Raw genomic sequence first — 23,273 nt, forward strand, 5'->3', positions numbered from 1 at the left:
ACCGTCGAGGGGGGAGGTGCCTGTGCACGGACCGGCTTCGTCCGGCTGGCTCCTGGTCGCGCTGTGCGCGGCGACCGGCGGCTACTGCCTGCTGCGCATGCGCAGCGGGACGCGGGAGCAGCGCCGGATCGCGGGCAGTGAGGCACTGATGGGTTTCGGGATGGCCGCGATGGCGGTGCCTGCGGCGGTGTTCACGCCGCCCGGGTGGGCCTGGCCGGGCTATGCGGTGGTGTTCGGGCTGGCCGCCGTGCGTGCCCTGTGGGCGGCGCGTCGCCGCGCGCATCATCTGCACCATCTGGTGGGGGCCTCGGCCATGGTCTACATGGCCGTGGTGATGGCGGGAGCGCCGGCCCACCATCACACGGGCGGTGGCGTCCCCCTCGTGACGGGGGCCCTGCTGCTCTACTTCGCGGGGTATGTGCTGCTGTCCGGGGCGCGGCTGGTGCCGGTCACCGCGGTGGCCGGTGCTCCGCCGGTGGCGGGCTGGGGCCACCGGCCGGAGCTGGCGCGGGCGTGCCGGCTGTCGATGGGCATCGCGATGGTGGCGATGCTGCTCACGCTGTGACGCGTGGGGTGTGTCACTTTGCCCGCACCGTACGTACCGCCCAGTAGCCTCCGCCTCATAGGCTGCTGCCCATGGTGGTGCCCGCGACTCTGCTGCTGCTCGGCGCCCTGACCGCGATCGTCGCACCGCGGTTGCTCGCCCGGGCCGACTGGCCGGACCGTGAACCGGTGGTCGCCCTGTGGGTGTGGCAGTGCGTGGTGGCGGCCGTACTGCTGTGCTGCGCGCTGTCGATGCCGCTCAGCGCCGCGGCGGCCTGGCAGGCGGTGCGCGGCCATGTGTTCGCGTCGGCGCCGCGGGCCGTGGTGGAGGCGTACGCCCTGGGTGTGGGCGCTCCTTGGGCGGCGACCACCGCCGTGGCGCTGGCGCTGGGCGGGGTGTGGACGGCGGCGATGCTGGTCCGTGAGGTGACCCGGGCGCGGGCGCGGCGCCGGCTGCGCCGGATGGAGGTCCTCGTCCGCGCCCCGCGACTGCCCGGTGAGGGCGCGGGGCTCGGGCAGCTGCTCATCCTGGAAGGAGAGCGGCCGGACGCCTGGTGGCTGCCCGGCACGCCGCCCCGGCTGGTGGTCACCACGGCCGCGCTGCGCCGACTCGGGGGACGCCGGCTGGACGCCGTTGTCGCGCACGAGCAGGGGCACGCGCGCGCCCGGCACGACTGGCTGCTGCACTGCTCCTCGGCGCTGGCCGGCGGATTCCCGCAGGTGCCGGTCTTCGCCGCGTTCCGCGACGAGGTGCACCGGCTGGTCGAACTGGCCGCCGACGACACGGCCTCGCGCCGTTTCGGCCGGCTCACCACCGCGCTCGCGCTCGTCGAACTCAACGAGGGCCGCGGCGTGTTCGGCCCCTGTCCCGGCGGGGACGGGCAGGTTCCGCAGCGGGTGGACCGGCTGCTCACCGCGCCGGCCCGGCTCACCGCGGCCCGCCGGCTGGGGCTGACGGCCGCGGCCGCGCTGGTGCCGGTGATCCCGGTGCTGGTGGCGTTCGGTCCGGGGCTGCGGGCGCTGGGCTGACGCGGGCCGGGGTTGGCCTCGGGGACCGCACGTCGGCGAGGATCGCATCATGCACGCTCCGTCCGCCGCCGCCCCGTCCCGCTCCCGCGCTCCCCGCTCGGCACAGCGCTGCGCCCTTCTGCTCGCGCTGTGCTCGGGAGTGCTGACCGCGCTGGTCGCGATCAGATGGCGCCCGCTCACCGGCACCGACGGCGACATCGCGCGGACCACCCACCGCTGGGCGGTCGGTGACCCCGGTCTCACCCACGCCTTCCGCGTCCTGTCCGACTGGGTGTGGGACCCCACGACGATGCGCGTGCTGTGCGTGGCCGTCGCCGTGTGGCTGCTGTGGCGCCGCGCCGCGTGGTGGACGGCGGTCTGGCTGGTGACGGTCACGGCGCTGGCCACGGTGGTGCAGCAGGCGCTCAAGGCCGCGGTCGACCGGCCCCGGCCCGTGTGGCTCGACCCGGTCGACTCCGCGCACTACGCGGCCTTTCCGTCCGGCCACGCCATGACCGCCACGGTGGTGTGCGGCCTGCTGGTGTGGCTGGTGCGCGTGTACGGCGCCGGGCCGGCCCTGCGGCGTACGGCTCTCGGTGTCGCCGTGGTCTCCGTTGCCGGGGTGGGCGTGACCCGGGTGTGGCTCGGCGTGCACTGGCCGTCGGACGTGCTCGGCGGCTGGCTGCTGGGCGCGGTGCTGGTCGCGGGCGCGGTGGCGGCGCATCAGCGGTGGCGGCCGTGAACGGGCCGGAGGGCGGTCACTAGGATCGCCCGCATGACCGCCGTTCTCTTCGACTTCTCCGGCACGCTCTTTCGGATCGAATCCGTCGACGCGTGGCTGCGCGCCGTCCTCACGGAAGCGGGGATCACGCTCCCCGAGGATGAACTGGACGAGACCGCCCGGGCGTTGGAGGCGGCCGGTGCGCTGCCCGGCGGCCCGGAGCCGCAGCGGGTCCCCGGCCATCTCGCCGAGTTGTGGGAGACCCGCGACGAGAGCAGCGCCGGCCACCGGGCCGCGTACACCGGTCTGACGCGCCAAGTGCCGCTGCCCGATCCGGGGCTGTACGACGCGCTGTACGAGCGGCATCGCACCCCGGCCGCCTGGACGCCGTACCCGGACGCGGCCGAGGTGCTGGGCGCCCTGCGGGAGCGGGGGGTGCGGATCGGCGTGGTGAGCAACATCGGCTGGGATCTGCGTCCCGTCTTCCGCGCCCACGGCCTGGACCGGTTCGTCGACGCCTATGTGCTGTCGTACGAGCACGGCATCCGCAAGCCGGACCCGCGGCTGTTCGCCCGGGCCTGTGCCGCGCTGGACGTCGAACCGGCCGAGGCACTCATGGTCGGCGACAGCCGGCACGCGGACGGTGGCGCGGCGGCCCTGGGTTGCCGGGTGCACTTCGTGGACCACCTGCCGGCCGGCGAGCGCCCCGACGCGCTGCGGCCCGTCATGGCCCTGGTGGGGTGACCGCCGGGCCCGCGGGCCGGAGGGTCACTCCAGATAGCCCTCGACCTGCGACGGCGGACGGACTTCGGCCTCGTCCGGGTTCTCCCCGAACTCCGCCTTCGCGCGCCGCTGGCGCAGCAGGTCCCAGCACCGGTCCAGTTCCTGCTCCACCTCGCTCAGGCGCTGCCGCTCGGTGACGCCGTCGATCCGCCCGGACGCCAGGTCCGCACGCAACCGGTGCTCGTGCTCCACCATTTCCGTGATCCTGGCCAGGATCTTCCGGTCCTGTTCCATCCGCCCACGCCTCCTCGGCCGGCTCTCTCCGCCTCACTCTAAGGAGCCCTGGGCGCGCCTGCGACCGAGACCGCTCAGACACCACCGGCCGATTGCCTCAGGCGACCATCCGGGCGGAAACGGTCCGCTCTGGACGATCCCCCGCGTCGTCCAGAGCGGACGGCAACGCCGACCGGGCCCCGGACAGGGGCTGGGCCGACATGCGTTGAGTATAGTTGGCTGGCAGCCAGTCAACGCAGGAGTTACAGCATGTCCCCGCGCAGCGCCTCGGTCAATGAGGAATTGCGGCGGCGCTCCCGGGAGCGACTGCTGCAGGCGGCACTCGAGCTGGTCAGGGAGCGCGGCTACGAGGCGACGACGCTCGGCGACATCGCCGACCGCGCGGGCTCGGCCCGCGGACTGGTGTCGTACTACTTCCCCGGCAAGCGCCAGTTGGTGCAGTCCGCCGTGCACCGGCTGATGCACCGCACGCTGGAGGAGGCCCTGGAGCGCGAGCCGCGCACCGACGACGGCCGTGAGCGGATGGCGCGGGCGATCGACGCGATCCTGGGGCTGGCCCGGGACGAACCGGTGCTGATGCGCCAGCACATGGCGGGTCTGCTGCAGGCGGAGGGCTTCGTGCAGTGCCCGGAGCAGCAGCGGCTCGCGGAGCTGCTGCGTTCCGTCGTCGCCGGGTACGGTTCGCCCGACATCGAGCGCGACTACCCGATGCTGCGCTCGGTGCTCATGGGCGCCGTGTACGCGATGGTGCTCCCGAACGTGCCGATGTCGATCACGGCGATGCGCGCCGAGCTGTTCCACCGTTACGGGCTGGCCCGGGACGCGGGGAACCCGCCGGACGCCGAGGCGCCCGGCGGGCGATGCGAGCAGGATCTGTCCCGCTTCTTCGCGACCGGCGCGCGGCCGGAAGGTCAGACGAAGTAGTCGGGCTGGGTCTGGACGTTGAGTTCCCGCAGGTGGACCCGGCGCGCCGGGTCGGTGCGGCGGTCGCTGAGCTTGAGGACGTCGAAGCCCTTGGCGATGTCGTTGGAGTAGATGTAGCCGTTGTAGTAGTACGCCGACCACGCCCCGCCGACGGTGAGCGTGTCGGTGGTCAGGGGACCGCGCTCGAAGTAGGCGATCTCCTTCGGGTGCGCGGAGTCGGTGAACTCCCAGACGGAGACGCCGCCCTGGTACCAGGCCTGGACCATGATGTCGCGCCCCTTGACCGGGATCAGCGAGCCGTTGTGGGCCACGCAGTTCTCGGTGTCGGCCTGGTGGCGCGGGATCTTGTAGTAGCCGCGGAAGACGAGCTTGCGCTTCTCGCCCTTGCCGGTGATGTCGTAGATGCCGTCGGCGCCCCGGTTCGGGCCGGTCGCCGCGTTGCAGGTGGCCGCTCCGCCGCCGCCGAGCTCGTCGGTGAAGACGACCTTGTCCGCCTTCTGGTTGAAGGTCGCCGAGTGCCAGAAGGCGAAGTTGACGTTGTCCTGGACCTGGTCGATGACCTTGGGGTGCTCGGGGTCCTTGATGGAGAACAGGATGCCGTCACCCATGCAGGCGCCGGCCGCCAGGTCCTCGGAGGGCAGGACGGTGAGGTCGTGGCAGCCGGTGGTCTTGGACACGCCGGGGTTGGTGGGGGCGCCGGGGTTGCCGCCGCCGTCCGGGCCGTCGCCGGGGAAGAGCACCGGGAAGTTCACCACGGCCGCCTGCTCGGGGACGTCGCGCGGCACCTTGATGACCGAGATGCCGTCGTGCGGCGGCTGGCAGTCCGGGTAACTCGCGCTCGGCGAGTAGGAGGAGACGTAGACGTAGACGTTGTCGCGCTTCGGCACCAGCGTGTGGGTGTGCGAGCCGCAGGCGGTCTCGACGGCGGCGACGTACCGGGGGTTGCTCTTGTCGCTGATGTCGAAGACCTTCATGCCCTCCCAGGAGGACTTCTCGGTCGCCGGCTGTGTGGTGCTGTGGCAACTGCTGTCGCTGCGCGAGGAGTCGGTGGACAGGAAGAGCAGGTCGCCGGAGACGGAGACGTCGTTCTGCGAGCCGGGGCAGAGCACCTGGGCGACCGTCTTCGGCGACGCGGGGTTGCTGATGTCGAAGATGCGGAAGCCGTCGTAGTTGCCGGCGAAGGCGTAGCGGCCCTGGAAGGCGAGGTCCGAATTGGTGCCGGGCAGCGCGTCCTTGGGGATGTTGATGAGGTGCTGGACGTTGGCGGAGTGGACGATCTGGTCCTGGCCGGGTATCTCGCCCGCCGCGATCGCCTCGGCCGCCTGCGCCTGGGCGCTGCGGGAGACCTCCTTCGGCGCGGCCGGGTGGTCGCCCGGGTCAGGGGTGGCGCCGGCGGGTGCGGCGGTGAGCAGCGCGGCCAGCAGTCCGGCCGCCGCGGCGGCAACGCCCAGGTGTCTGCGTCGTGTTCGGGGATCGTGCAGGGTCACTGTGTCCTCCCTCGGCACCGTTCCGGTCGGAACGGTTCACGCTTCCCCGCAGTATCGTCTTCATCATGCCCAGATCAACAGATGGCAATGGGATCGTCATGATGACCCCGGGAGGTCGCCTTGCTCCTGCGTCGTGGATCGCGTCCGGCCCTCGCCACGGTCTCGCTGACCGCCTTCGCCCTGCTCACCCTCGGGGGCTGTGACTCCGGCACGGACGCCAAGTCCCCGGCATCGGGCGGGCCTTCGGTACTGGTGCCGGGCAAGCCGGGCGAAGCCAACCGCACCCTCTCGGCCGAGGACGCGGCACAGGAGCGGGAGGACGACGACACGCCCAACGCGGCGGACGTGTCGTACGCGCGCATGATGATCGCCCATCACGAACAGGCGCTGCGGTTGTCCGAACTCGCCGCGGATCACGCCCGGTCGGAGGAGGTCAAGCGCCTCGCGGCCCGGATCGCGGCCGCTCAGGGCCCGGAGATCGCCACCATGCGGGCCTGGCTGAAGGAGTACGGCAAGGACGAGGCAGGCGGCGGGCATACGCACGGCGGCATGCCCGGCATGGCGACCGAGGCGCAGCTGAAGCAGCTCGGAGCGGCGCGCGGCGCGGCGTTCGACGCGCTCTTCCTGTCCCTGATGATCACCCATCACCAGGGCGCCATCACCATGGCGACGGACGTCAAGGCGCAGGGCAACAACGTCCGCATCGAGGAGATGGCCGACGACGTGGTGGCGCAGCAGACGAGCGAGATCACGCGGATGCGCCAGATGCGGTGACGGCCCAGGTTGTCTCCTTGGCCGGCGTCGGTCCGGACGAGGATGCTCGCGAGATGGAGTGCGGCCACAGAACATCGACCCTTCCGGGTGTCGAGAATGCGGCACCGGCTGCGTCCCAGGGGTATCAGTAGCCGGAACGCACTGCGCGACGAAGAAGGAGCATCCCGTGGCGATTCAGCGGATGGACAACGTAGGCATCGTCGTCGACGACCTGGAGGCTGCCGTCGCCTTCTTCACCGAGCTCGGCATGGAACTGGAAGGCGAAGCGCAGATCGAGGGAATCTGTGCAGACCGGATGGTCGGCCTCGACGGGGTTCGCAGCGCCATCGCGATGATGCGCACCCCGGACGGCCACGGCAAGCTGGAGCTGACGAAGTTCCACTCCCCCGCGGCGATCACCGCCGGACCGCTCGACCCGCCGGCCAACACGCTGGGCCTGCACCGTGTCATGTTCGCCGTCGACGACATCGACGACACGATCACCCGCCTGCGCCGCCATGGCGCCGAACTCCTCGGCGAGGTGGCGCGGTACGAGAACGCCTACCGGCTGTGCAACCTCCGCGGCCCCTCGGGAATCATCGTCGCTCTGGCCGAACGGATCGGCTAGGTTCTGCCTCCTTGGGTCAGCGTCGGGTCCGGATGGATGCCCGGCGCCCCAGGTGGCTGTGTTTCGAAAGCTGGTGCATCACCTGCCTGGCCTGCGGCGACAGTGACGGCGAGGGACCGTGCGCGACCCGTCTGCGGCCAGATGGACAACGCCGTCCGCCGACCGGATCGGCCGGGCCGTCAAAGAGACACTCGCTAGTCCGCCTTGGGGCGGGCGTGGCGGGGGGTCAGGAAGCCGGCGTCACGGGCCTGGGCGATCAGGCGCAGGGACTTGCGCCGGCTGTGGCCGGTCGCGCACATCACCGCGAGGACCGGGTCGGCGCCCTCCTCCTGCGCCGCGCGGTACTCCTGGGCGACCTGCCATCGCCCCTCGATGCCGCGCGGCCAGGTGGGACGGGCCCGGCGCCCGCCGGAGCGCTCGTCCTCGCCGGCCTCCCCGCCCTCGTCGTCGATGTCGTCGGCGTCCACACCGCACGCCTCGAACAGCGGGCCCTCGATCCAGTCCGCGAGCACCGACAGGTCATCCAGGGACAGCGCGGGTTCGGCCCGGACGTCCTCGATGGACACGCACCCCCCGAACATCACGGCGAGCGCCTGTACACCGGCGCCGTCGGGGAACGCGAGGCGGACGTGGAACCACCTCGTCGCGCCGGCGTCCTCCTGCACTTCCCACGCGGGCGACACGGTCACCGCGCCGTCCGCCTCCGATCGATCGGAAAGATTAAGAAAGGATGCTTCAAGCACACACGCAACGTAACCTCATGATCACATTCCATACGAACGGACACGCGTCCGTCCGCCCGGACAGCACCCTGTCAGCGCAGCCCGCACGGTGCGATGCTGGGGCCGGGGAAGCCCTCCCCTTCCCAGGGGACCCTGACAGAGGAGTTCCGCCGTGCTCCGTGTCGCCGTCGTCGGTTCGGGCCCGAGCGGGGTCTACACCACGCAGAGCCTTCTCGAGCGAAACCCCGACGTGCGCGTGGACGTCCTGGACCGCCTGCCGTGCCCGTTCGGCCTGGTCCGCTACGGCGTCGCACCCGACCACGAGAAGATCAAGTCGCTGCAGAACACCCTCCGCCCGATCCTGGAGGAGCCCCGGGTCCGCTTCCTGGGCGGGGTCCGGATCGGCGGACCGGGCGGCGTGCCGGCCGCACGGCTGCGGGAGCTGTACCACGCGGTGGTGTACTGCGTGGGCGCCGCCGCCGACCGGCGCCTGGGCATCCCCGGCGAGGACCTGCCGGGCAGCTGGTCGGCGACGCAGTTCGTCGCCTGGTACAGCGCTCACCCGGACGCCGCCGACGACGGGTATCTGAGCGGCGCCCGGTCGGCCGTCGTCATCGGCGCGGGGAACGTGGCCGTGGACGTGACCCGGATGCTCGCCCGCGGCCCGGCGGAGCTGAGCCCGACCGACGTACCGCAGGCAGCGCTGGCCGCGCTGACCGCGAGCCGGGTCACCCGTATCCAGATGGCGGCCCGGCGCGGCCCGTCACAGGCCCGGTTCACCACCAAGGAGTTGCGCGAGCTGGGCGCGCTCCCGGACACCGACGTACGCGTGGACCCGGCGGAGCTCGCCCTGGACCCGGGGTGCGCCGATCCCTCGATGCTGCCGGCGGCGCAGCGTCGCAACGTGGAGGTGCTGGGTGCGTGGGCGGGGCGTGCGGGCACGGGCGCCCGGCGCCGGATCGGACTGCGGTTCTTCCTGCGGCCGGTCGAGCTGCTCGCGGACGGGGGCCGGGTCGGCGCGGTGCGTTTCGAGCGGACGGCGCCGGACGGGCACGGCGGGGTGCGGGGAACCGGTCGGTTCGAGCAGGTGGATGCCCAGCTGGTGCTGCGGTCGGTGGGCTACCGCGGGGTGCCGCTGGAGGGGCTGCCGTTCGACGCGGAGCGCGGCACGGTGCCGAACCTGGCCGGGCGCGTCCTGTGCGAGGGGGCCGTCGTACCGGGCGCGTACGTGGCGGGCTGGATCAAGCGGGGCCCGACGGGTGTCATCGGCACCAACCGTCCGTGCGCCCGGGAGACGGCGGACTCGCTGCTCGAGGACGCCCCCGCGCTCGGCCGTGCCGAGTTGCCCGGCGATCCGCTGGAGGCGCTGCGGGCGGCGGGGGCCGAACCGGTCGAGTGGCCGGGCTGGCTGGCGATCGAGCGGGCGGAGGCGCGGCTCGGGGCGTCGCTCGGGCGCTCGGTGGTCAAGCTGCCCGACTGGCGGTCCCTCATGGCCGCGGCGCGCGCCGCGACCCCGTGAGCCGAGTCGCCTCGGAGGGCGGGCGGGTTCAGCCGGGCCGGGCGGGCTGAGCCGGGCGGGCCGGTTCAGCCGAGCCGGGCGGCCTGGTGGGCGGCGGCGTCCATGAGGGCGTCGAGCAGACCGGGGAAGAGGTCCTCCAGGTCCTCGCGGCGCAGTCCGTTCATCTTGGCGGTGCCCTGGTAGGTCTGCTGGATCACCCCGGCCTCGCGCAGCACCCGGAAGTGGTGCGTGGTGGTCGACTTGGTAACCGGCAGGTCGAAGTGCGAACAGGACAACGCGTCGGTCGCGACGGTCAGTTCGCGCACGATGCGCAGTCGCATGGGGTCGGACAGGGCGTGCAGCACGGTCTCCAGCCGGATCTCCTCCCGCGCCGGGTGCGGGAGCTCGCGGCTGCTGACGGCGGGGGTGGCGGGGGCGGGGGTCACGGCGGGCTCCAGTTCGTCGGATGCCTCTCATTGTACGAAGGCTCTCGTAGTTTGACATCCACCGTACTACGACGTCTATCGTACGAGTCGACCACCGGTCCCGTGACGAATGGAGTCCGCCGTGAGTGCGCTCTTCGAGCCCTACACCCTGCGCGAAGTGACCATCCCCAACCGTGTGTGGATGCCGCCGATGTGCCAGTACTCGGCCGCGCCCGAGGGGCCGGAGGCCGGGGTGCCGCACGACTGGCACTTCGCGCACTACGCGGCCCGCGCGGCCGGCGGCACGGGCCTGATCATCGTCGAGGCCACCGCCGTCTCGCCGGAGGGCCGGATCTCGCCGTACGACCTCGGCCTGTGGAACGACACGCAGGTCGAGGCCTTCCGCCGCATCACCCGCTTCCTCGTCGGCCAGGGCACGGTGCCGGCGATCCAGCTCGGGCACGGCGGGCGCAAGGCCTCCACCGACCAGCCGTGGAAGGGCGGGGCGCCCGTCGGGCCGGACGCGCACGGCTGGCAGCCGGTGGCGCCGAGCGCCGTCGCCTTCGACGAACGGCACCCGGTACCCACCGAGCTGACGATCGATCAGATCCAGGAGATCGTGGGCCAGTTCGCGTTCGCCGCGCGGCGTGCCCTGGCCGCGGGCTTCGAGATCGTCGAGATCCACGGCGCCCACGGATACCTGATCAGCGAGTTCCTCTCCCCGCACTCCAACCGCCGTACCGACGCCTACGGCGGCTCCTTCGAGAACCGCACCCGTTTCCCGCTCGAGGTCGTCGACGCCGTACGGGCCGTGTGGCCGCAGGACAAGCCGCTGTTCTTCCGCATCTCCGCGACCGACTGGCTGGAGGAGGGTGGCTGGACCGGCGACGACACCGTGCGCTTCGCGCGCGAGCTGCACGCACACGGCGTCGACCTCCTCGACGTCTCCACCGGCGGCAACGCCTCAGGCGTGCGCATCCCGACCGAGCCCGGTTACCAGGTGCCGTTCGCCGCGCGGGTCAAGGCGCAGACGCCGCTGCCGGTGGCCGCCGTCGGCCTGATCACCGAGCCGGAGCAGGCGGCGAAGATCCTCGCCAACGGTGAGGCCGACGCCGTCCTCCTCGGCCGCGAACTGCTCCGCAACCCGTCCTGGGCCCGGCACGCGGCACGCCGACTGGGCGGCGAGGTCCACGTACCGGACCAGTACCACCGGTCGGTGTGACGGGGGACGGGGGACTTGGCCGGCCCGTAGCACCGGGTGGGGTGACCCCGGGCGGTGAGGCGCCCGGCAGCACCGGTCGGTGTGACGGGGGGCGGGAGACCTGGCCGGTCGCCTCGCCGGGCGGTGTGAGCGCGGGCTGTGGGACGGCCGACGGTGGCGTAGCCGGCGGGGGCGGCCGGTCCCACCGGTCCGGCCGCCCCATCCGCGTGGCGGGTGCGACCGTCCGGTCGATCGGACGGTCGCGCACCGGTGCGGCGTGACCCACCGGTCACGCTCCCGCGGCCGGCCGGCCCGCGGGCGCCGTGACGGGGTGGCCGACGTCGCACCGAGCGCCCCGGACCGCCCCGCCCCTCACCGTGTCACGCCGATGACGCCGGTCCTCACCGCGTCAGCCTCATCACCGTCTCCTCCAGGCGCGGCAGTGCTCGCTGGCCCGCGAGGGCCAGGGCGATCGCCGCGGCCACGCCGGCCCAGGCGAGCGGGCCGAGGGGGGTGCATCCGAAGACCTGGCTGGCGCCCGGCGTCTGGACCAGGAGGACCAGCGCCGCCGCCGAGCCGAGCACGGTGACGCGCACCAGCGGGCTGCCCCGGCGGTCGGCCAGCGTCTGCGCCAGCTGCGTACCGACGACCGCGCACAGCGCCATCGTCGTGGACCGGCGCGTCGTACCCGGGGTGAACCGGCCGAACAGCCAGGCCACCACCGCACCCAGACACGTCGTCAGGGCCCGGTGCCGGATCTGCTCGATCAGCGGCTCGCCCAGCATCGACGAGCCCAGCGGCCCGCTCGCCTCCTCCGTCGGGTCCTTCTCCGGGGTGACCGCGACGGCCATCGCCGGGAACAGGTCCGTGAACAGGTTCACCAGCAGCATCTGCCGCGTCGACAGCGGTGCCCGGCCTCCGAGCAGGGTGCCGACGATGCCGAAGCCCACCTCGCCGGCGTTGCCGCCGATCAGGATGGCGATGGCGTCGGCGACGCTGTGCCACAGGGCGCGGCCCTCGCCGACCGCCTCGACCAGCACCCCGAGGTCGTCGTCGGTCAGCACCAGGTCGGCGGCGTTGCGGGCGGCCGCCGAGCCGCGCGCGTTGATGCCGACCCCGATGTCGGCGGCGCGGATCGCGGCGGCGTCGTTGGCGCCGTCGCCGACCATACCGACCACCCGGCCCGCGTCCCGCAACGCCTCCACGACCTGGAGTTTCTGCTCCGGCGCGACCCGGGCCACGACACCGCAGTCACCCAGCATGCGGGCGCGTTCGGCCCGGTCGGCGGCGGCCAGTTCTTCGCCCGTGACCACGCCGGTGTCCTCAGGCCAGCCCAGTTCGACGGCGATCGCCCGTGCGGTCTGCGGGTGGTCGCCGGTCAGCATGACGGGTCGTACGCCCGCCTCGCGCAGCCCGTGCACCAGCGCGTTGGACGTGTCTCGGGCCACGTCGGCGAGTGCGACCAGGCCGGTGAACTCCAGCTCCTGCAGCGCCTCTTCGAGGGCGCCCGCGGCCGACTCGACGTCGTCCAGGCGGCGTTCGGCGACCGCCAGCACGCGCAGTCCGTCGGCGGCCAGCGCGTGGGCGGTGTCGGACGCTTCCTCGGCCCGGTCGCCGCAGGCGGGCAGGACGTTCTCCGGGGCGCCCTTGACCACCAGGACACGTCCGCCGTCCGCGGCGTGCCCCACCGCGGCGGCGTACCCGCGGGCGGCCTCGAACGGGAGCGCCTCCTCCTGCGTCCACTCGGGATCCTCCGCTGCGGCCTCCAGTACGGCCTCGTCGGTGGCGTGCACCGGCCGGTCGGACCCGCCGTTCAGCTGCGGGCAGGCACGCGCCGCCTGGATGAGGGTGCGGCTGTCCGGGGCCTCGTCGCGCTTGCGGACGGCGCCGTCGGTGTCGGTGACCCGCACCAGGCGCAGCCGGTTCTCCGTGAGGGTGCCCGTCTTGTCGAAGCAGATCGTGTCCATCCGGCCGAGGGCCTCCAGCGTGCGCGGCGCCCGCACCAGCACTCCACGCCGGCTGAGCCGGCGGGCCGCCGCGAGCTGCGCCACGGTCGCCACCAGCGGCAGCCCCTCGGGTACGGCGGCCACGGCGACCGCCACTCCCCCGCTGACCGCCTCGCGGATCGGCGTGCCGCGCAGCAGCGACAGGCCGGTCACGGCGGCACCGCCGGCCAGGGTCAGCGGCAGGGCCTTGCGGGTGAGTTCCTGCAGCCGGGCCTGGACGCCCGCGGAGGGCGGCTTCTTGGCGGCCAGGTGGACCGCCCGGGACGCCTCGGTGCGCTCACCGGTCTCGACGACGACCGCGCGGGCGTGCCCGGCCACCACGGTCGTCCCCTCGAAGACCATGCAGCGCCGCTCGGCGACCGCGGCGGCCGGGCACGCGTCGGTGACCTTGTCGACCGGCAGCGACTCGCCGGTCAGCGCGGACTCGTCGACCTCCAGTCCGTCCGCCCACAGCAGCCGGGCGTCGGCGGGGACGACATCGTCCGCCTTGAGGTCGATGACGTCGCCGGGGTGCAGCTTGGCCGCGTCGACCGTCCGCGGTTCGCGCCACTCCTCCGACGTGAGCCGTGCCTTGCGCTTGTGCTCGGCGAGCAACCCGGACAGGGCGCGTTCGGCGCGCAACCGCTGGATGCCGCCGACGAGGGCGTTCAGATCGAGCGCACCGACCACCAGCAGCGCGTCGGCGGCCGAGCCGAGGATCGCCTCGGCAGCCGAGCCGACGGTGAGGACGGGGGTGAGCGGGTCCTGGAGTTCGCCCCGCACCGCACGGGCCAGTTGCACGGTCCAGCGCACCGGCGCGAGAGCGGGGACCTTCCCGGCGCGCTTGGCGATCTGGCGCACCCGGCCGGACGTCTGGTCCCTGAGAGTGGGCCGGTCCTCCTCGCGCCTGGCCAGCCGCTCCCGTACGGCGTCGGTGTCCAGGGCGTGCCAGGCGACGCGTTCGCGGGGGCGCGGGGAGCGGGCCACTGCCACACCGAGCGCGGCCCGGGCACCGCTGAGAAGCGCGGCGGCCGCGCTCACGTCCACCGGGGCGTGCCGCAGTCCGGGCATCAGCGGGTGGCGCCGGCCACGCTGGGCCTCGCCCACCGCCACCATCAGACCCGACAGGGCGGCACCGGACCGGGCCAGCGTCTGCGACCTGCGGCCCACGTCCCGCGCCACGGGCACGGCCCGCAGCAGCCGCCACAGGTCGGGCAGGCCGCCCGGGGCCACCAGGTCCGCGCCCCACACCACCGCGGCGTCGCCGTCGGCCAGCGCCACGGCCACATCGCCGGCGAGCAGCCCGGTCAGCACATCGTGGTCCTCGGCCGCGGCCGCGCGGGCCACGGTGAGCACCGCGCCGCGTTCCCGCAACCGGTCCACGGCCTCCCCGAGCGGCCGGTCGGCGGGCACCAGGTGGTCGGCGAGTCCGGTGAAGTCCGCGAGCGCGGGGTCGTCGACCATCACCACCCGCAGGCCGGCGGCGCGCGCGGCGTCCAGCACGGCCTCGGCCCACGGGTCGGCTCCTGCGCCCCGGGTGCGCAGCGCGCTCGGGTGCAGCAGCACCGACTCGACCGTCTCCAGCTGCCGCAGCCGCTCGCTGTCCCGTACGAGGACACCGGTGCGGGCGAGGGCCAGGCCCAGGACGGCGTTGAAGGCGGCGGGGCCGTAACGGGCGGCCTTGGGGGAGCCGGCGAGGACCGCCTCGGCCGCCTCGTTCACATCGTGTTTGACGAGCAGGGTCGCCACGGCGCCCAGCACACTGCCGGTGCCCGCGTGTGCGGCGTAGTCCTGGGCCGGGGTGCCGCGCAGCGGGGGGCGCGGCCGGGCGCTCGCGTGCACACCGGTGCGGTCGGGCGTGCACAGGCGGTCGTGGACCGTGTCGAACGCCGCCGAACGCGCCACCGTCTCCGCCAGCTGGCAGGAGCGCAGCGTGCCGTCGAGCAGCAGCGCGGTCGGCGTCTGCCCGGCGCCGTGCGCGGCCGCGTTGGCGGCGGCCAGCAGCAGGTCCATCCGGGAGCGGCCGAAGCGGCGGTGCAGCCAGGCTCGGACGCGTGGGTTCTCGCGCAGCAGGGTCACGCCCGCCGTCACCAGGCGCGGCGAGGGAGGAAGGTGCAGCGCGTACGCGGCCAGCGCGGCTCCGGTTCCGGCCGCGTCGGTCAGCAGCGCCGCCATGGCGGTGCGCACGCCGGCCGGGTCACCCGGGTGCGGGAACTCCTCGATGTCCACGTCGGAGGCGTCCGCGGTGCCCAGGCCATGGCGTTCGGCCAGGGCGGTGGCGTGCTCGACGACCCGGTCGGTCAGGGCGTCCTCGGTCGCCGTCACCACCAGCCGGGCCAGTCCGCCGTCCCAGTACGCGAAGGCGACGTCGGGCCGTTCGGCGAGGGTGCGCGCCACGCGTCGTGCCGCTTCCTCCAGCCCGCCCGCACGACGTACGTGGTCCTCGGCGGCCGGCCGCAACGCGAGGTGCGCCCGGCGGCCGGACCGCCAGTGGCTGCCCGCGCCCGGCAGCGCGGCGCGGGTGACACGGCCGACCCGGACCGCGGTGTCCGCGCTGCGCACCCCTGCCCGGGCCGCCCCGGCGACCGCGCCCGCGGCCAGGCCGACGGCGCCGGCGGCCAGGTCGGCAGCCGGTGCGACACCGCGGGCGAGCAGCCGGGGTCCGGCCAGGACGGCGGCGGCCGCCGCGGGGAGCTTCAGCAAGCCCAACGCCATGGAATCCTCACTCTTCGCCGTGTCGCGGCCGGACGTCCTGGGTGGACGTACCCGTCCTGGTCCTCGTGGGTGACGCCGTGGTGCGCCGCGCCCGGGTGCCGGAGTGGTGCGCGGTCGATGCCCTGGACGCGCTGAGCGCCGCGTTCTTCGCCACCTGCTTGGCGGCGCTCTTGGCCACCGCCGCCTCGTGCCGCGAGGCGGTGGGACCGGGTCCGGGAGGGCCGGTACGCGGGGGTCCGGACGACTCCGGCGGCGCGTGCCGGGGCGAGGCGGCGGCGCCCTCGGGCGCCGGCGTACCACCCGTCGCATACGTGGCCCCACCGCCCGCCGCGTGCCCCGCACCGCCCGGGACCTGCCCCGGCTGACTGCCCGTGGCGGGCGCCGACATGCCGCCCGTGGCGTGGACCGACGTACCGTCCGCCTCGTCCGCCCCGTCAGCCTTGTCTGCGTCGTCCGCCTTCGGTGCGGCCCGGCCCGCCGCCTCGGGTCGCGGCGCGCCGGAGGTCGCCGCGGCGCCTTGCTGTTCCCCGGACCATGGCTGGGTCAGCCAGGCCACCGCCGCTCCGGTGAGGGCGACGGGCCACTCCACCACCCCCGTGACGCCGAGCACCCCGGCGCCGGTGTACACCGCCAGCCGTCGGCCACGCGGCGACACGGCCCCGATTCTGTCCAGCGCCCCGCCGGCCGCCCGGCCCACAAGCCCCGCGCCGGGCACCCTCCGCAGCGCCGACGCAGCGGCGCGCAGCGGTTGCGGGGGCGTCGCCGTGGGCGACTGCTGCGTTGCCATGACTGTCCTCACCTCGCCGTGACCTCGCCTTCCGGACTGCCGGGTTCCCGCAAAATGCCTAGTCATCACGTGGTCCCCGGACGAGTCGGGACGGGGACATCCGGGCGCAAGGAGCATGCCCGTCCGCGGAAGCCGCAGACTCCTGTGGAAGCGCTCCCATCGCCTGACCAGCGACGCTCGCCGAGTGGCCGAATCCCGCCCCCGCGAGGCGTTGACCAGAAAGCGCTTGCCCTCTACGGTCCGTTCAGCGATGCGACCGATCGACGCCTCAAGAGGCGGAGAACCCAGCACTACATCCACAAGGATGAACGACATTCACATAGTCGAACCGCCATCCCCCTGAAGGGACACCCGCATGCGCACTCTCCCCCCACGTTTGCCGCGACGATCGGCTCCGGCGGCTGCCGCGGCGGTCGCCCTCACCACGGCCGCCCTGCTCGCCCTGTCCCAGCCCGCCGGGGCCGCGGACGCCTCCCCCGTCGGCTTCGGTGCCGGCACGACCGGCGGCGGCAGTGCCACGGCGGTCACCGTCTCCTCGCTCGACGCCTTCAAGGCGGCCGTGAGCGGCAGCACCGCGAAGGTCGTGAAGGTCAAGGGCCTGATCTCGCTCAGCGGCCAGGTCGATGTCGGCTCCAACACCACGGTCCTCGGCGTGGGCCCGTCGTCCGGGTTCACGGGCGGCGGGCTGCGGCTGAAGAAGGTGACGAACGTCGTCATCCGCAACCTGAACATCAGCAAGCCCGTCGCCCCCGCCGACGGCATCACCGTGCAGGCGTCGACGAAGGTCTGGATCGACCACAACTCCTTCTCGTCCGACCGCGGCCACGACAAGGACTACTACGACGGCCTGCTCGACATCACCCACGCCTCCGACTTCGTCAGCGTGTCCTGGAACACCTTCAAGGACCACTTCAAGGGCTCCCTGGTCGGGCACAGCGACAACAACGCCGACGAGGACACCGGGCACCTGCGGGTGACGTACCACCACAACTGGTTCAACAACGTCAACTCGCGTATCCCCAGCCTGCGCTTCGGCACCGGGCACTTCTACGACAATTACGTCGTCGGCGCCGAGACCGCCGTGCACTCGCGGATGGGCGCGCAGATGCTCGTCGAGAACAACGTCTTCCGCTCGACGAAGGTCGCCGTCACCACCACCCGGGACAGCGACGTCGACGGATACGCCAATCTGCGCGGCAACGACCTCGGCGGAGCCGCGACCGAGGTCTCGCAGGTCGGCACGTTCGCCACTGCGCCCTACGGCTACACCGCCGAGCCGGCCTCCTCCGTCGTCGCCTCGGTGACGTCCGGGGCGGGCGCCGGAAAGCTCTGACCCGCTCCCGCAACAGGACACCTCCCACCGAAAGGAAGGCATTCGGGACATGACCTCAGCGACCCGTCCACGCGCCCGCCGGCGCCCGGCGACCGGCGCCCTGGCCGCCACCGGCCTCGCGATTGGCATGCTCATGGCTAGCGGCGTGCTCTCCCCGGCGAGCGCGGCCACCTGGCCCACCGCCAACGGCAGCCAGGCCGTCTCCTCCACCATCCAGCTGTCCGGCACCAAGGACTACGGGATGAAGCGCCTGTACGGCACCGGGGACCTGGGCTCCAGCAGCCAGGACGAGGACCAGGGCCCCATCCTGGAACTCTCCCCCGGCACCGTCCTGAAGAACGTCATCATCGGCTCCCCCGCCGCGGACGGCATCCACTGCCTGGGCAGCTGCACGCTGCAGAACGTCTGGTGGGAGGACGTGGGCGAGGACGCGGCGACCTTCCTCGGCTCGTCGTCGTCCAACGTCTACACCGTCTCGGGCGGCGGGGCGAAGGAGGCCAGTGACAAGGTCTTCCAGTTCAACGGCGCCGGGACGCTCAACGTCTCGGACTTCGCCGTGAAGAACTTCGGCAAGCTCGTGCGCAGCTGCGGCAACTGCAAGACGCAGCACAAGCGGACGATCAACCTCAACACCATCGAGGCGACCTACAAGGGCACCGCGCTCGTCGGCATCAACACCAACTACGGCGACAGCGCGACACTGCGGAACATCACCATCGTCGGCGACACCAGCAAGAAGATCGTCCCGTGCCAGAAGTACATCGGCAACAACACGGGCAAGGAACCGACCACCAACGGCTCCGACCCCGACGGCACCTACTGCAAGTACTCCGCGTCCGACATCACGTACAAGTGAGCGATGCGGGGTGAACGGCGGCCGTACGGGGAGGTGTCCGACCTCCCCGTACGGCCGTCGGTGCCGTCACCCGGTGCGGCCGTGGCCCACCGAGGCGGCCAGCTCCTCCTGGTACGCGGCGTACGCGGTGCGCAGGGCGAGGGCCGGCCAGTCCGCGGGGAGCAGCTCGGGCGGCAGTACCGGGTCGGCGAGCAGGTGCCGTACGAGCGCGGCGAAGGCGGTGAGCCGGTCGGCCGGGCACTCGGCCTCGTCCGCGTGCGCGAGCAGGGCCCGTGCGGTGGTGGACCAGGCGTCCAACGGCCAGAGGTCGGCGGCCAGTTCGGGTGCGGGCCGGTCCGGGCGGGCGGTGTAGGTCTGGGCGACCTCGGCGAGTCCTGCGGGCAGCGGTCGGTCCAGATTGGCCGGGCGCAGCCAGACGCCCTCGCGCAGCTCGGCCAGGCGCAGGGCGGTCAGCCGGGTACGCAGGTCGGCTCGTTCGGCGGGGCCGCGGCCGGTCGCGGTGATCACGAACATCTCCCAGTCGCCGTGCCACGCGCGCGTGCGGGGCCGGACCGCCTCGTCCTGGCGGCGCTGGCGTTGCAGGAGGCGGTCGCCGATCCGGTAGCCGGTGCCGGTGCGCCGCAGATCGCCGGCGGACGTCATCCGGCTGAGCGCGGCCCGCAGCGTGGAGCCGCCGACACCGAACGGCTCGAGCGCGCGGGTCAGCTCCCTGACGGGCAGCTCCGGCGGATGCGCGCCGAGCAGCAGGCTCAGGACGACCGAACGCGCGGACAGCGGACGCAGGCCGAGGCCACCGCCGGGCGGATCTTGCGAGACGTGCCTGCTGCGCATGGGAACGTACTGTAACCGCGCCCTAGGGTGTTGCACTATTGCTGCGATCGCAGAGTAAGTGCAACATGACGCGTATGACTTCGCTCCCGGGCTCCGCATGGCCGCAGCCGTACCGCACGCACGACGTCACCAACCAGCCGCCGCCGCTCGCGCCGTACGACGCCTCCGACGACGCCGCACTGCTCGAGGGCCTGCGCCGGGAGGGCGCCGGCTGGGCCGAGGCGGACATCAGACGGCTCGGCGAGCGGGCGGGCGGTGTGCAGGCCCAGGAGTGGGGCGAGCTGGCCAACCGGCACGAGCCCGAGCTGCGCACGCACGACCGGTACGGCGACCGGATCGACGAGGTCGAGTTCCATCCGGCGTGGCACGAACTGATGCGGGTCGCGGTCGCCGAGGGTCTGGCCGGGGCGCCGTGGGCGGACGGGCGTCCCGGCGCGCACGTGGCGCGGAGCGCGGGCGGCCTGGTGTGGGGGCACAGCGAGGCCGGTCACGGCTGCCCGACGTCGATGACCTACGCCGCCGTGCCCGCGCTGCGCCGCGAGCCGGAGCTGGCCAAGGTGTACGAACCGCTGCTGACCAGCCGCGTGTACGAGCCCGGGCTGCAGGTGCCGACCGAGAAGCGCGGGCTGCTCGCGGGCATGGGCATGACGGAGAAGCAGGGCGGCTCCGACGTCCGGACGAACACGACGACGGCCACGCCGACCGCCGAGCCGGGCGTGTACACGCTGCTTGGGCACAAGTGGTTCACCTCGGCGCCGATGTGCGACGTGTTCCTGGTGCTGGCCCAGGCTCCGGAGGGGCTGTCGTGCTTCCTGGTGCCCCGGATCCTGCCCGACGGCAGCCGCAACCCGTTCCGGGTGCAGCGGCTGAAGGACAAGCTCGGGAACCGGTCCAACGCGTCCTCGGAACCGGAGTTCGACGGGACCGTGGCCTGGCTGGTCGGGCCGGAGGGCCAGGGCGTGAAGACGATCATCGAGATGGTCAACTGCACGCGGCTCGACTGTGTGATGGCCTCCGCGACACTGATGCGCAAGACCCTGGTGGAGGCCGGTCACCATGTCCGGCACCGGAGCGCCTTCGGGGCGCGGCTGCTGGACCAGCCGCTGATGCGCAACGTGCTGGCCGACCTGGCGCTGGAGTCCGAGGCGGCGACGACACTGACACTGCGGCTGGCCGGGGCGGCCGACCGGGCGGTGCGCGGTGCCGAGGGCGAGCGGGCGTTCCGCCGGATCGCCACGGCCGTCGGCAAGTACTGGGTGACCAAGCGGGGTCCGGCCTTCACCGCGGAGGCGCTGGAGTGCCTCGGCGGCAACGGCTACGTGGAGGACTCGGGCATGCCGCGGCACTACCGTGAGGCGCCGCTGCTGTCGATCTGGGAGGGGTCCGGAAACGTCAACGCGCTCGACGTGCTGCGCGCCCTGGTCCGCGAACCGGAGACCGCGGAGGCCCTGTTCGCCGAGTTCGCCCTGGCCCGGGGCGCGGACGCCCGTCTGGACGCGGCCGTGACACGGCTGCGGGACGACCTGCGGGACGCGTCACCGGTCCGGGCCCGCCGCCTGGTGGAGCGGATGGCGCTCACCCTCCAGGCGTCCCTCCTGGTCCGACACGCCCCGCCCGCGGTGGCCGACGCCTTCTGCGCGACCCGCCTGGGCGGCGACTGGGGGCACGCCTTCGGCACCCTGCCGGACACGGCGGACCTCGACGGGATCCTGCGCCGGGGGCTGCCGGGCGACGCGTGAGGTCGGCGTGCCGCGTCGGGAGCGGGGCGTGTGGATCGGTCCGGGCGTCACGGCGGTGCAGATCCGTCGGGGTGTGACGGCGGGGGTGGATCGGTCACCGGCGGTCGGACGGACGCAGCCGGTCCCGGACGGTCGGACGCGGGCCGGTTCCGCTGTCGTCAGCCCGTCCTGCCCCTCCCCCACAGCGGGCCGAAGCGGGCCCACTCCGCCTCCCACTGATCCAGTCGGCGCTGCTCCAGGCGGATGCGCAGGGCGCGGCCGGCGACGAAGGGGACGATCGCGGTGCTCAGCCCCGCCAGGGCGCCGAGCAGCACGGCGCGCAGGTGGGCCTGTCCGGCGGTTGCGGGCCGGGAGACGAGGCGGCCCCGTTGGTCGGTCCACACCGTGACCTGACCGCCCGTCGCGCTGCCCGGCCGCACCCGGACCTGACCGGTGTGCGCGGAGCCGTCCGCCGCACGCCAGGACACCTCCGCCCACACGCGGTCGCTGCCGGTGCCGGCCGTGGGCGCCCGCTGGGTCAGGCGGGCGACGACGGGACGCCACTCGTCGCGCTCGCGGGCCAGTCCCTGTTCGACCGACCGGGAGGCGCCCAGCCCGGCGAGCACCCCGGCCACGACGGTGCACATCCACACCACGAGCACCACCCAGGCCTCCACCTTGTCGGCGCGGCGCCTGAGCGGATTGCGCCGCCAGCGCCACAACCAGACCTCGGGACCACGGACCGCCATCGACGGCACCCTCCTCATCAGCGCGAGCATCCCCGGCGCCCACCAGTACGGCGGACGATCGCCCGATGCTCAGGACGAGCCCTGCGCTTCGACGGTCCCACGGCCGTCCACGCCCCGCACGCGTTGCCGGGAAACACCCCGCGCATCGCCCGCATCTGCCACAATCGCCGCTCTGACCTGCGGCGACACAGTCCGGAGAGGCCGCTGTCAGTGGTGGGGTGCACACTGGCCGATGTCTGGGACAAAGACGTCGCGGAGGTGTTCGGCATGACCGAGGTACTACTGGCCGTGGGGACCCGCAAGGGCCTGTTCATCGGGCGCGGGCGGAACGGCGGCTGGCAATTCGACGAGAGCCCGTACTTCAACGCACAGGCCGTGTACTCGGTCGCGATCGACACGCGCGGCGGCACTCCGCGGCTGCTGGCCGGGGGCGACAGCGCGCACTGGGGGCCGTCGGTGTTCCACTCCGACGACCTGGGTCGCACCTGGAAGGAGCCGTCCAAGCCGGCGGTCAAGTTCCCCAAGGACACGGGCGCTTCACTGGAGCGGGTGTGGCAGCTGCATCCGGCGGCGGCCGAGGACGCCGTGGTGTACGCGGGCACGGAACCGGCGGCGCTGTACCGCTCGGAGGACCGCGGGGAGACCTTCGAACTGGTACGCCCGCTGTGGGAGCACCCCACGCGGTCGAAGTGGGTGCCCGGCGGCGGCGGGGAGGGGCTGCACACGGTGCTCACCGACCGGCGGGACGCACGGGCGGTGACGGTGGCCGTGTCGACGGCCGGCGTGTTCCGCACCACCGACGGCGGCGCCAGCTGGGTCCCGTCCAACTCCGGTGTCTCCGCGGTGTTCCTGCCGGATCCGAACCCCGAGTTCGGCCAGTGCGTGCACAAGGTGACGCGGGACGCGGGCAATCCGGACCGGCTGTACCTGCAGAACCACTGGGGGGTGTACCGCAGCGACGACGCGGGCGCCCACTGGACGGACATCGGTGAGGGCCTGCCGTCGACGTTCGGATTCGCCGTGGCCGCCCATCCGCACCGCGGTGACACGGCGTACGTGTTTCCGATCAACGCCGACTCCGACCGGGTCCCGGCCGGCCGGCGCTGCCGGGTCTACCGCACGGCGGACGCGGGCAAGAGCTGGGAGCCGCTCACGGCGGGCCTGCCGCAGGAGGACCACTACGGCACGGTGTTGCGGGACGCGCTGTGCACCGACGACGCCGATCCGGCGGGCGTCTACTTCGGCAACCGCAACGGCGAGGTGTTCGCCTCGGCCGACGACGGCGACAGCTGGCGCCAGTTGGCGTCGCATCTGCCGGACGTGCTGTGCGTTCGGGCGGCCGTGATCGGATGAGGCCCACGGGGGACGGGGG

At 73.5% G+C, this 23,273-nt stretch carries 21 protein-coding genes; 13 read left to right on the forward strand and 8 right to left on the reverse strand.

Going from position 1 to position 23,273, the window contains the following annotated elements:
- The first annotated feature begins 22 nt into the window (after nt 1-22).
- The 4 genes from ACF1GV_RS19695 (at nt 23) to ACF1GV_RS19710 (ending at nt 3,016) form a co-directional block, all read left to right on the forward strand.
- Complete coding sequence (locus ACF1GV_RS19695) at nt 23-565, forward strand: DUF5134 domain-containing protein (RefSeq protein ID WP_391682350.1); 543 nt, start codon at nt 23-25, stop codon at nt 563-565.
- A 71-nt stretch (nt 566-636) separates the two neighbouring features.
- A complete protein-coding gene (locus tag ACF1GV_RS19700; protein WP_391682353.1) occupies nt 637-1,572 on the forward strand; it encodes a M56 family metallopeptidase in 936 nt (311 codons plus the stop codon).
- A 49-nt stretch (nt 1,573-1,621) separates the two neighbouring features.
- A complete protein-coding gene (locus ACF1GV_RS19705; protein ID WP_391682356.1) occupies nt 1,622-2,293 on the forward strand; it encodes a phosphatase PAP2 family protein in 672 nt (223 codons plus the stop codon).
- Between the two features lie 33 nt (nt 2,294-2,326).
- The gene (locus ACF1GV_RS19710; RefSeq protein WP_391682358.1) at nt 2,327-3,016 is read left to right on the forward strand and encodes an HAD family hydrolase; all 690 of its coding nucleotides are present in this window, start codon (nt 2,327-2,329) and stop codon (nt 3,014-3,016) included.
- Nucleotides 3,017-3,040: 24 nt separating this feature from the next.
- Here ACF1GV_RS19710 and ACF1GV_RS19715 read toward each other — a convergent pair whose 3' ends face one another.
- Entirely contained in the window at nt 3,041-3,289 is a 249-nt protein-coding gene (locus ACF1GV_RS19715) for a DUF2630 family protein (protein WP_391682361.1), read from the reverse strand.
- A gap of 249 nt (nt 3,290-3,538) precedes the next feature.
- Between ACF1GV_RS19715 and ACF1GV_RS19720 the strand changes: the two genes are divergently transcribed.
- Nucleotides 3,539-4,213, forward strand: coding sequence for a TetR/AcrR family transcriptional regulator (locus ACF1GV_RS19720; protein ID WP_391682364.1), 675 nt, complete (start codon nt 3,539-3,541; stop codon nt 4,211-4,213).
- On the opposite strand, the gene ACF1GV_RS19725 is transcribed toward ACF1GV_RS19720, so the two are convergent.
- Nucleotides 4,201-5,700 (reverse strand): LVIVD repeat-containing protein, encoded by a 1,500-nt coding sequence (locus ACF1GV_RS19725; RefSeq protein ID WP_391682367.1) that lies wholly within the window; start codon nt 5,698-5,700, stop codon nt 4,201-4,203. The genes ACF1GV_RS19720 and ACF1GV_RS19725 overlap by 13 nt on opposite strands.
- A 120-nt stretch (nt 5,701-5,820) precedes the next feature.
- Here ACF1GV_RS19725 and ACF1GV_RS19730 point away from each other — a divergent pair, with 120 nt between their 5' ends.
- Nucleotides 5,821-6,474 (forward strand): DUF305 domain-containing protein, encoded by a 654-nt coding sequence (locus ACF1GV_RS19730; protein WP_391682369.1) that lies wholly within the window; start codon nt 5,821-5,823, stop codon nt 6,472-6,474.
- Between the two features lie 166 nt (nt 6,475-6,640).
- Nucleotides 6,641-7,081: a VOC family protein gene (locus ACF1GV_RS19735; protein WP_391682372.1), complete on the forward strand. Its 441-nt coding sequence runs from the start codon at nt 6,641-6,643 to the stop codon at nt 7,079-7,081.
- 194 nt (nt 7,082-7,275) lie between these two features.
- Here the strand turns inward: ACF1GV_RS19735 and ACF1GV_RS19740 are convergent, their stop codons facing one another.
- On the reverse strand, nt 7,276-7,770 hold the full coding sequence (locus ACF1GV_RS19740; protein ID WP_391682375.1) for a DUF6214 family protein: 495 nt from the start codon (nt 7,768-7,770) through the stop codon (nt 7,276-7,278).
- A 205-nt stretch (nt 7,771-7,975) separates the two neighbouring features.
- Here ACF1GV_RS19740 and ACF1GV_RS19745 point away from each other — a divergent pair, with 205 nt between their 5' ends.
- Entirely contained in the window at nt 7,976-9,322 is a 1,347-nt protein-coding gene (locus ACF1GV_RS19745; protein ID WP_391682378.1) for an FAD-dependent oxidoreductase, read from the forward strand.
- A gap of 65 nt (nt 9,323-9,387) precedes the next feature.
- Here the strand turns inward: ACF1GV_RS19745 and ACF1GV_RS19750 are convergent, their stop codons facing one another.
- Entirely contained in the window at nt 9,388-9,747 is a 360-nt protein-coding gene (locus tag ACF1GV_RS19750; protein WP_391682380.1) for an ArsR/SmtB family transcription factor, read from the reverse strand.
- Nucleotides 9,748-9,868: 121 nt separating this feature from the next.
- On the opposite strand from ACF1GV_RS19750, the gene ACF1GV_RS19755 reads away from it, so the two are divergent.
- Nucleotides 9,869-10,948, forward strand: a complete 1,080-nt coding sequence (locus ACF1GV_RS19755) for an NADH:flavin oxidoreductase/NADH oxidase (protein ID WP_391682382.1) — start codon at nt 9,869-9,871, stop codon at nt 10,946-10,948.
- Between the two features lie 380 nt (nt 10,949-11,328).
- Here the strand turns inward: ACF1GV_RS19755 and ACF1GV_RS19760 are convergent, their stop codons facing one another.
- Both ACF1GV_RS19760 and ACF1GV_RS19765 read right to left on the reverse strand, forming a co-directional pair.
- Entirely contained in the window at nt 11,329-15,627 is a 4,299-nt protein-coding gene (locus ACF1GV_RS19760; RefSeq protein ID WP_391682385.1) for an HAD-IC family P-type ATPase, read from the reverse strand.
- Between the two features lie 7 nt (nt 15,628-15,634).
- Nucleotides 15,635-16,414, reverse strand: a complete 780-nt coding sequence (locus tag ACF1GV_RS19765; protein ID WP_391682387.1) for a hypothetical protein — start codon at nt 16,412-16,414, stop codon at nt 15,635-15,637.
- A gap of 355 nt (nt 16,415-16,769) precedes the next feature.
- Between ACF1GV_RS19765 and ACF1GV_RS19770 the strand changes: the two genes are divergently transcribed.
- Both ACF1GV_RS19770 and ACF1GV_RS19775 read left to right on the forward strand, forming a co-directional pair.
- Nucleotides 16,770-17,747, forward strand: coding sequence for a polysaccharide lyase family 1 protein (locus ACF1GV_RS19770; RefSeq protein WP_391682390.1), 978 nt, complete (start codon nt 16,770-16,772; stop codon nt 17,745-17,747).
- 49 nt (nt 17,748-17,796) lie between these two features.
- Entirely contained in the window at nt 17,797-18,603 is an 807-nt protein-coding gene (locus tag ACF1GV_RS19775; protein ID WP_391682394.1) for a pectate lyase, read from the forward strand.
- Between the two features lie 66 nt (nt 18,604-18,669).
- On the opposite strand, the gene ACF1GV_RS19780 is transcribed toward ACF1GV_RS19775, so the two are convergent.
- Nucleotides 18,670-19,434, reverse strand: coding sequence for a PaaX family transcriptional regulator C-terminal domain-containing protein (locus ACF1GV_RS19780; RefSeq protein ID WP_391682397.1), 765 nt, complete (start codon nt 19,432-19,434; stop codon nt 18,670-18,672).
- A 74-nt stretch (nt 19,435-19,508) separates the two neighbouring features.
- On the opposite strand from ACF1GV_RS19780, the gene ACF1GV_RS19785 reads away from it, so the two are divergent.
- On the forward strand, nt 19,509-21,173 hold the full coding sequence (locus tag ACF1GV_RS19785; protein ID WP_391682400.1) for an acyl-CoA dehydrogenase family protein: 1,665 nt from the start codon (nt 19,509-19,511) through the stop codon (nt 21,171-21,173).
- A 158-nt stretch (nt 21,174-21,331) separates the two neighbouring features.
- Here ACF1GV_RS19785 and ACF1GV_RS19790 read toward each other — a convergent pair whose 3' ends face one another.
- Nucleotides 21,332-21,901, reverse strand: a complete 570-nt coding sequence (locus tag ACF1GV_RS19790; RefSeq protein ID WP_391682402.1) for a hypothetical protein — start codon at nt 21,899-21,901, stop codon at nt 21,332-21,334.
- A 210-nt stretch (nt 21,902-22,111) separates the two neighbouring features.
- On the opposite strand from ACF1GV_RS19790, the gene ACF1GV_RS19795 reads away from it, so the two are divergent.
- Nucleotides 22,112-23,254 carry a WD40/YVTN/BNR-like repeat-containing protein gene (locus ACF1GV_RS19795; protein ID WP_391682404.1) on the forward strand — a complete coding sequence of 381 codons (1,143 nt, stop codon included), beginning with the start codon at nt 22,112-22,114 and terminating at the stop codon, nt 23,252-23,254.
- The last annotated feature ends 19 nt before the right edge of the window (nt 23,255-23,273 follow it).

It is taken from the genome of Streptomyces sp. NPDC014006, from assembly GCF_043088925.1.
In the GTDB taxonomy this organism is placed as follows: Bacteria; Actinomycetota; Actinomycetes; order Streptomycetales; family Streptomycetaceae; genus Streptomyces.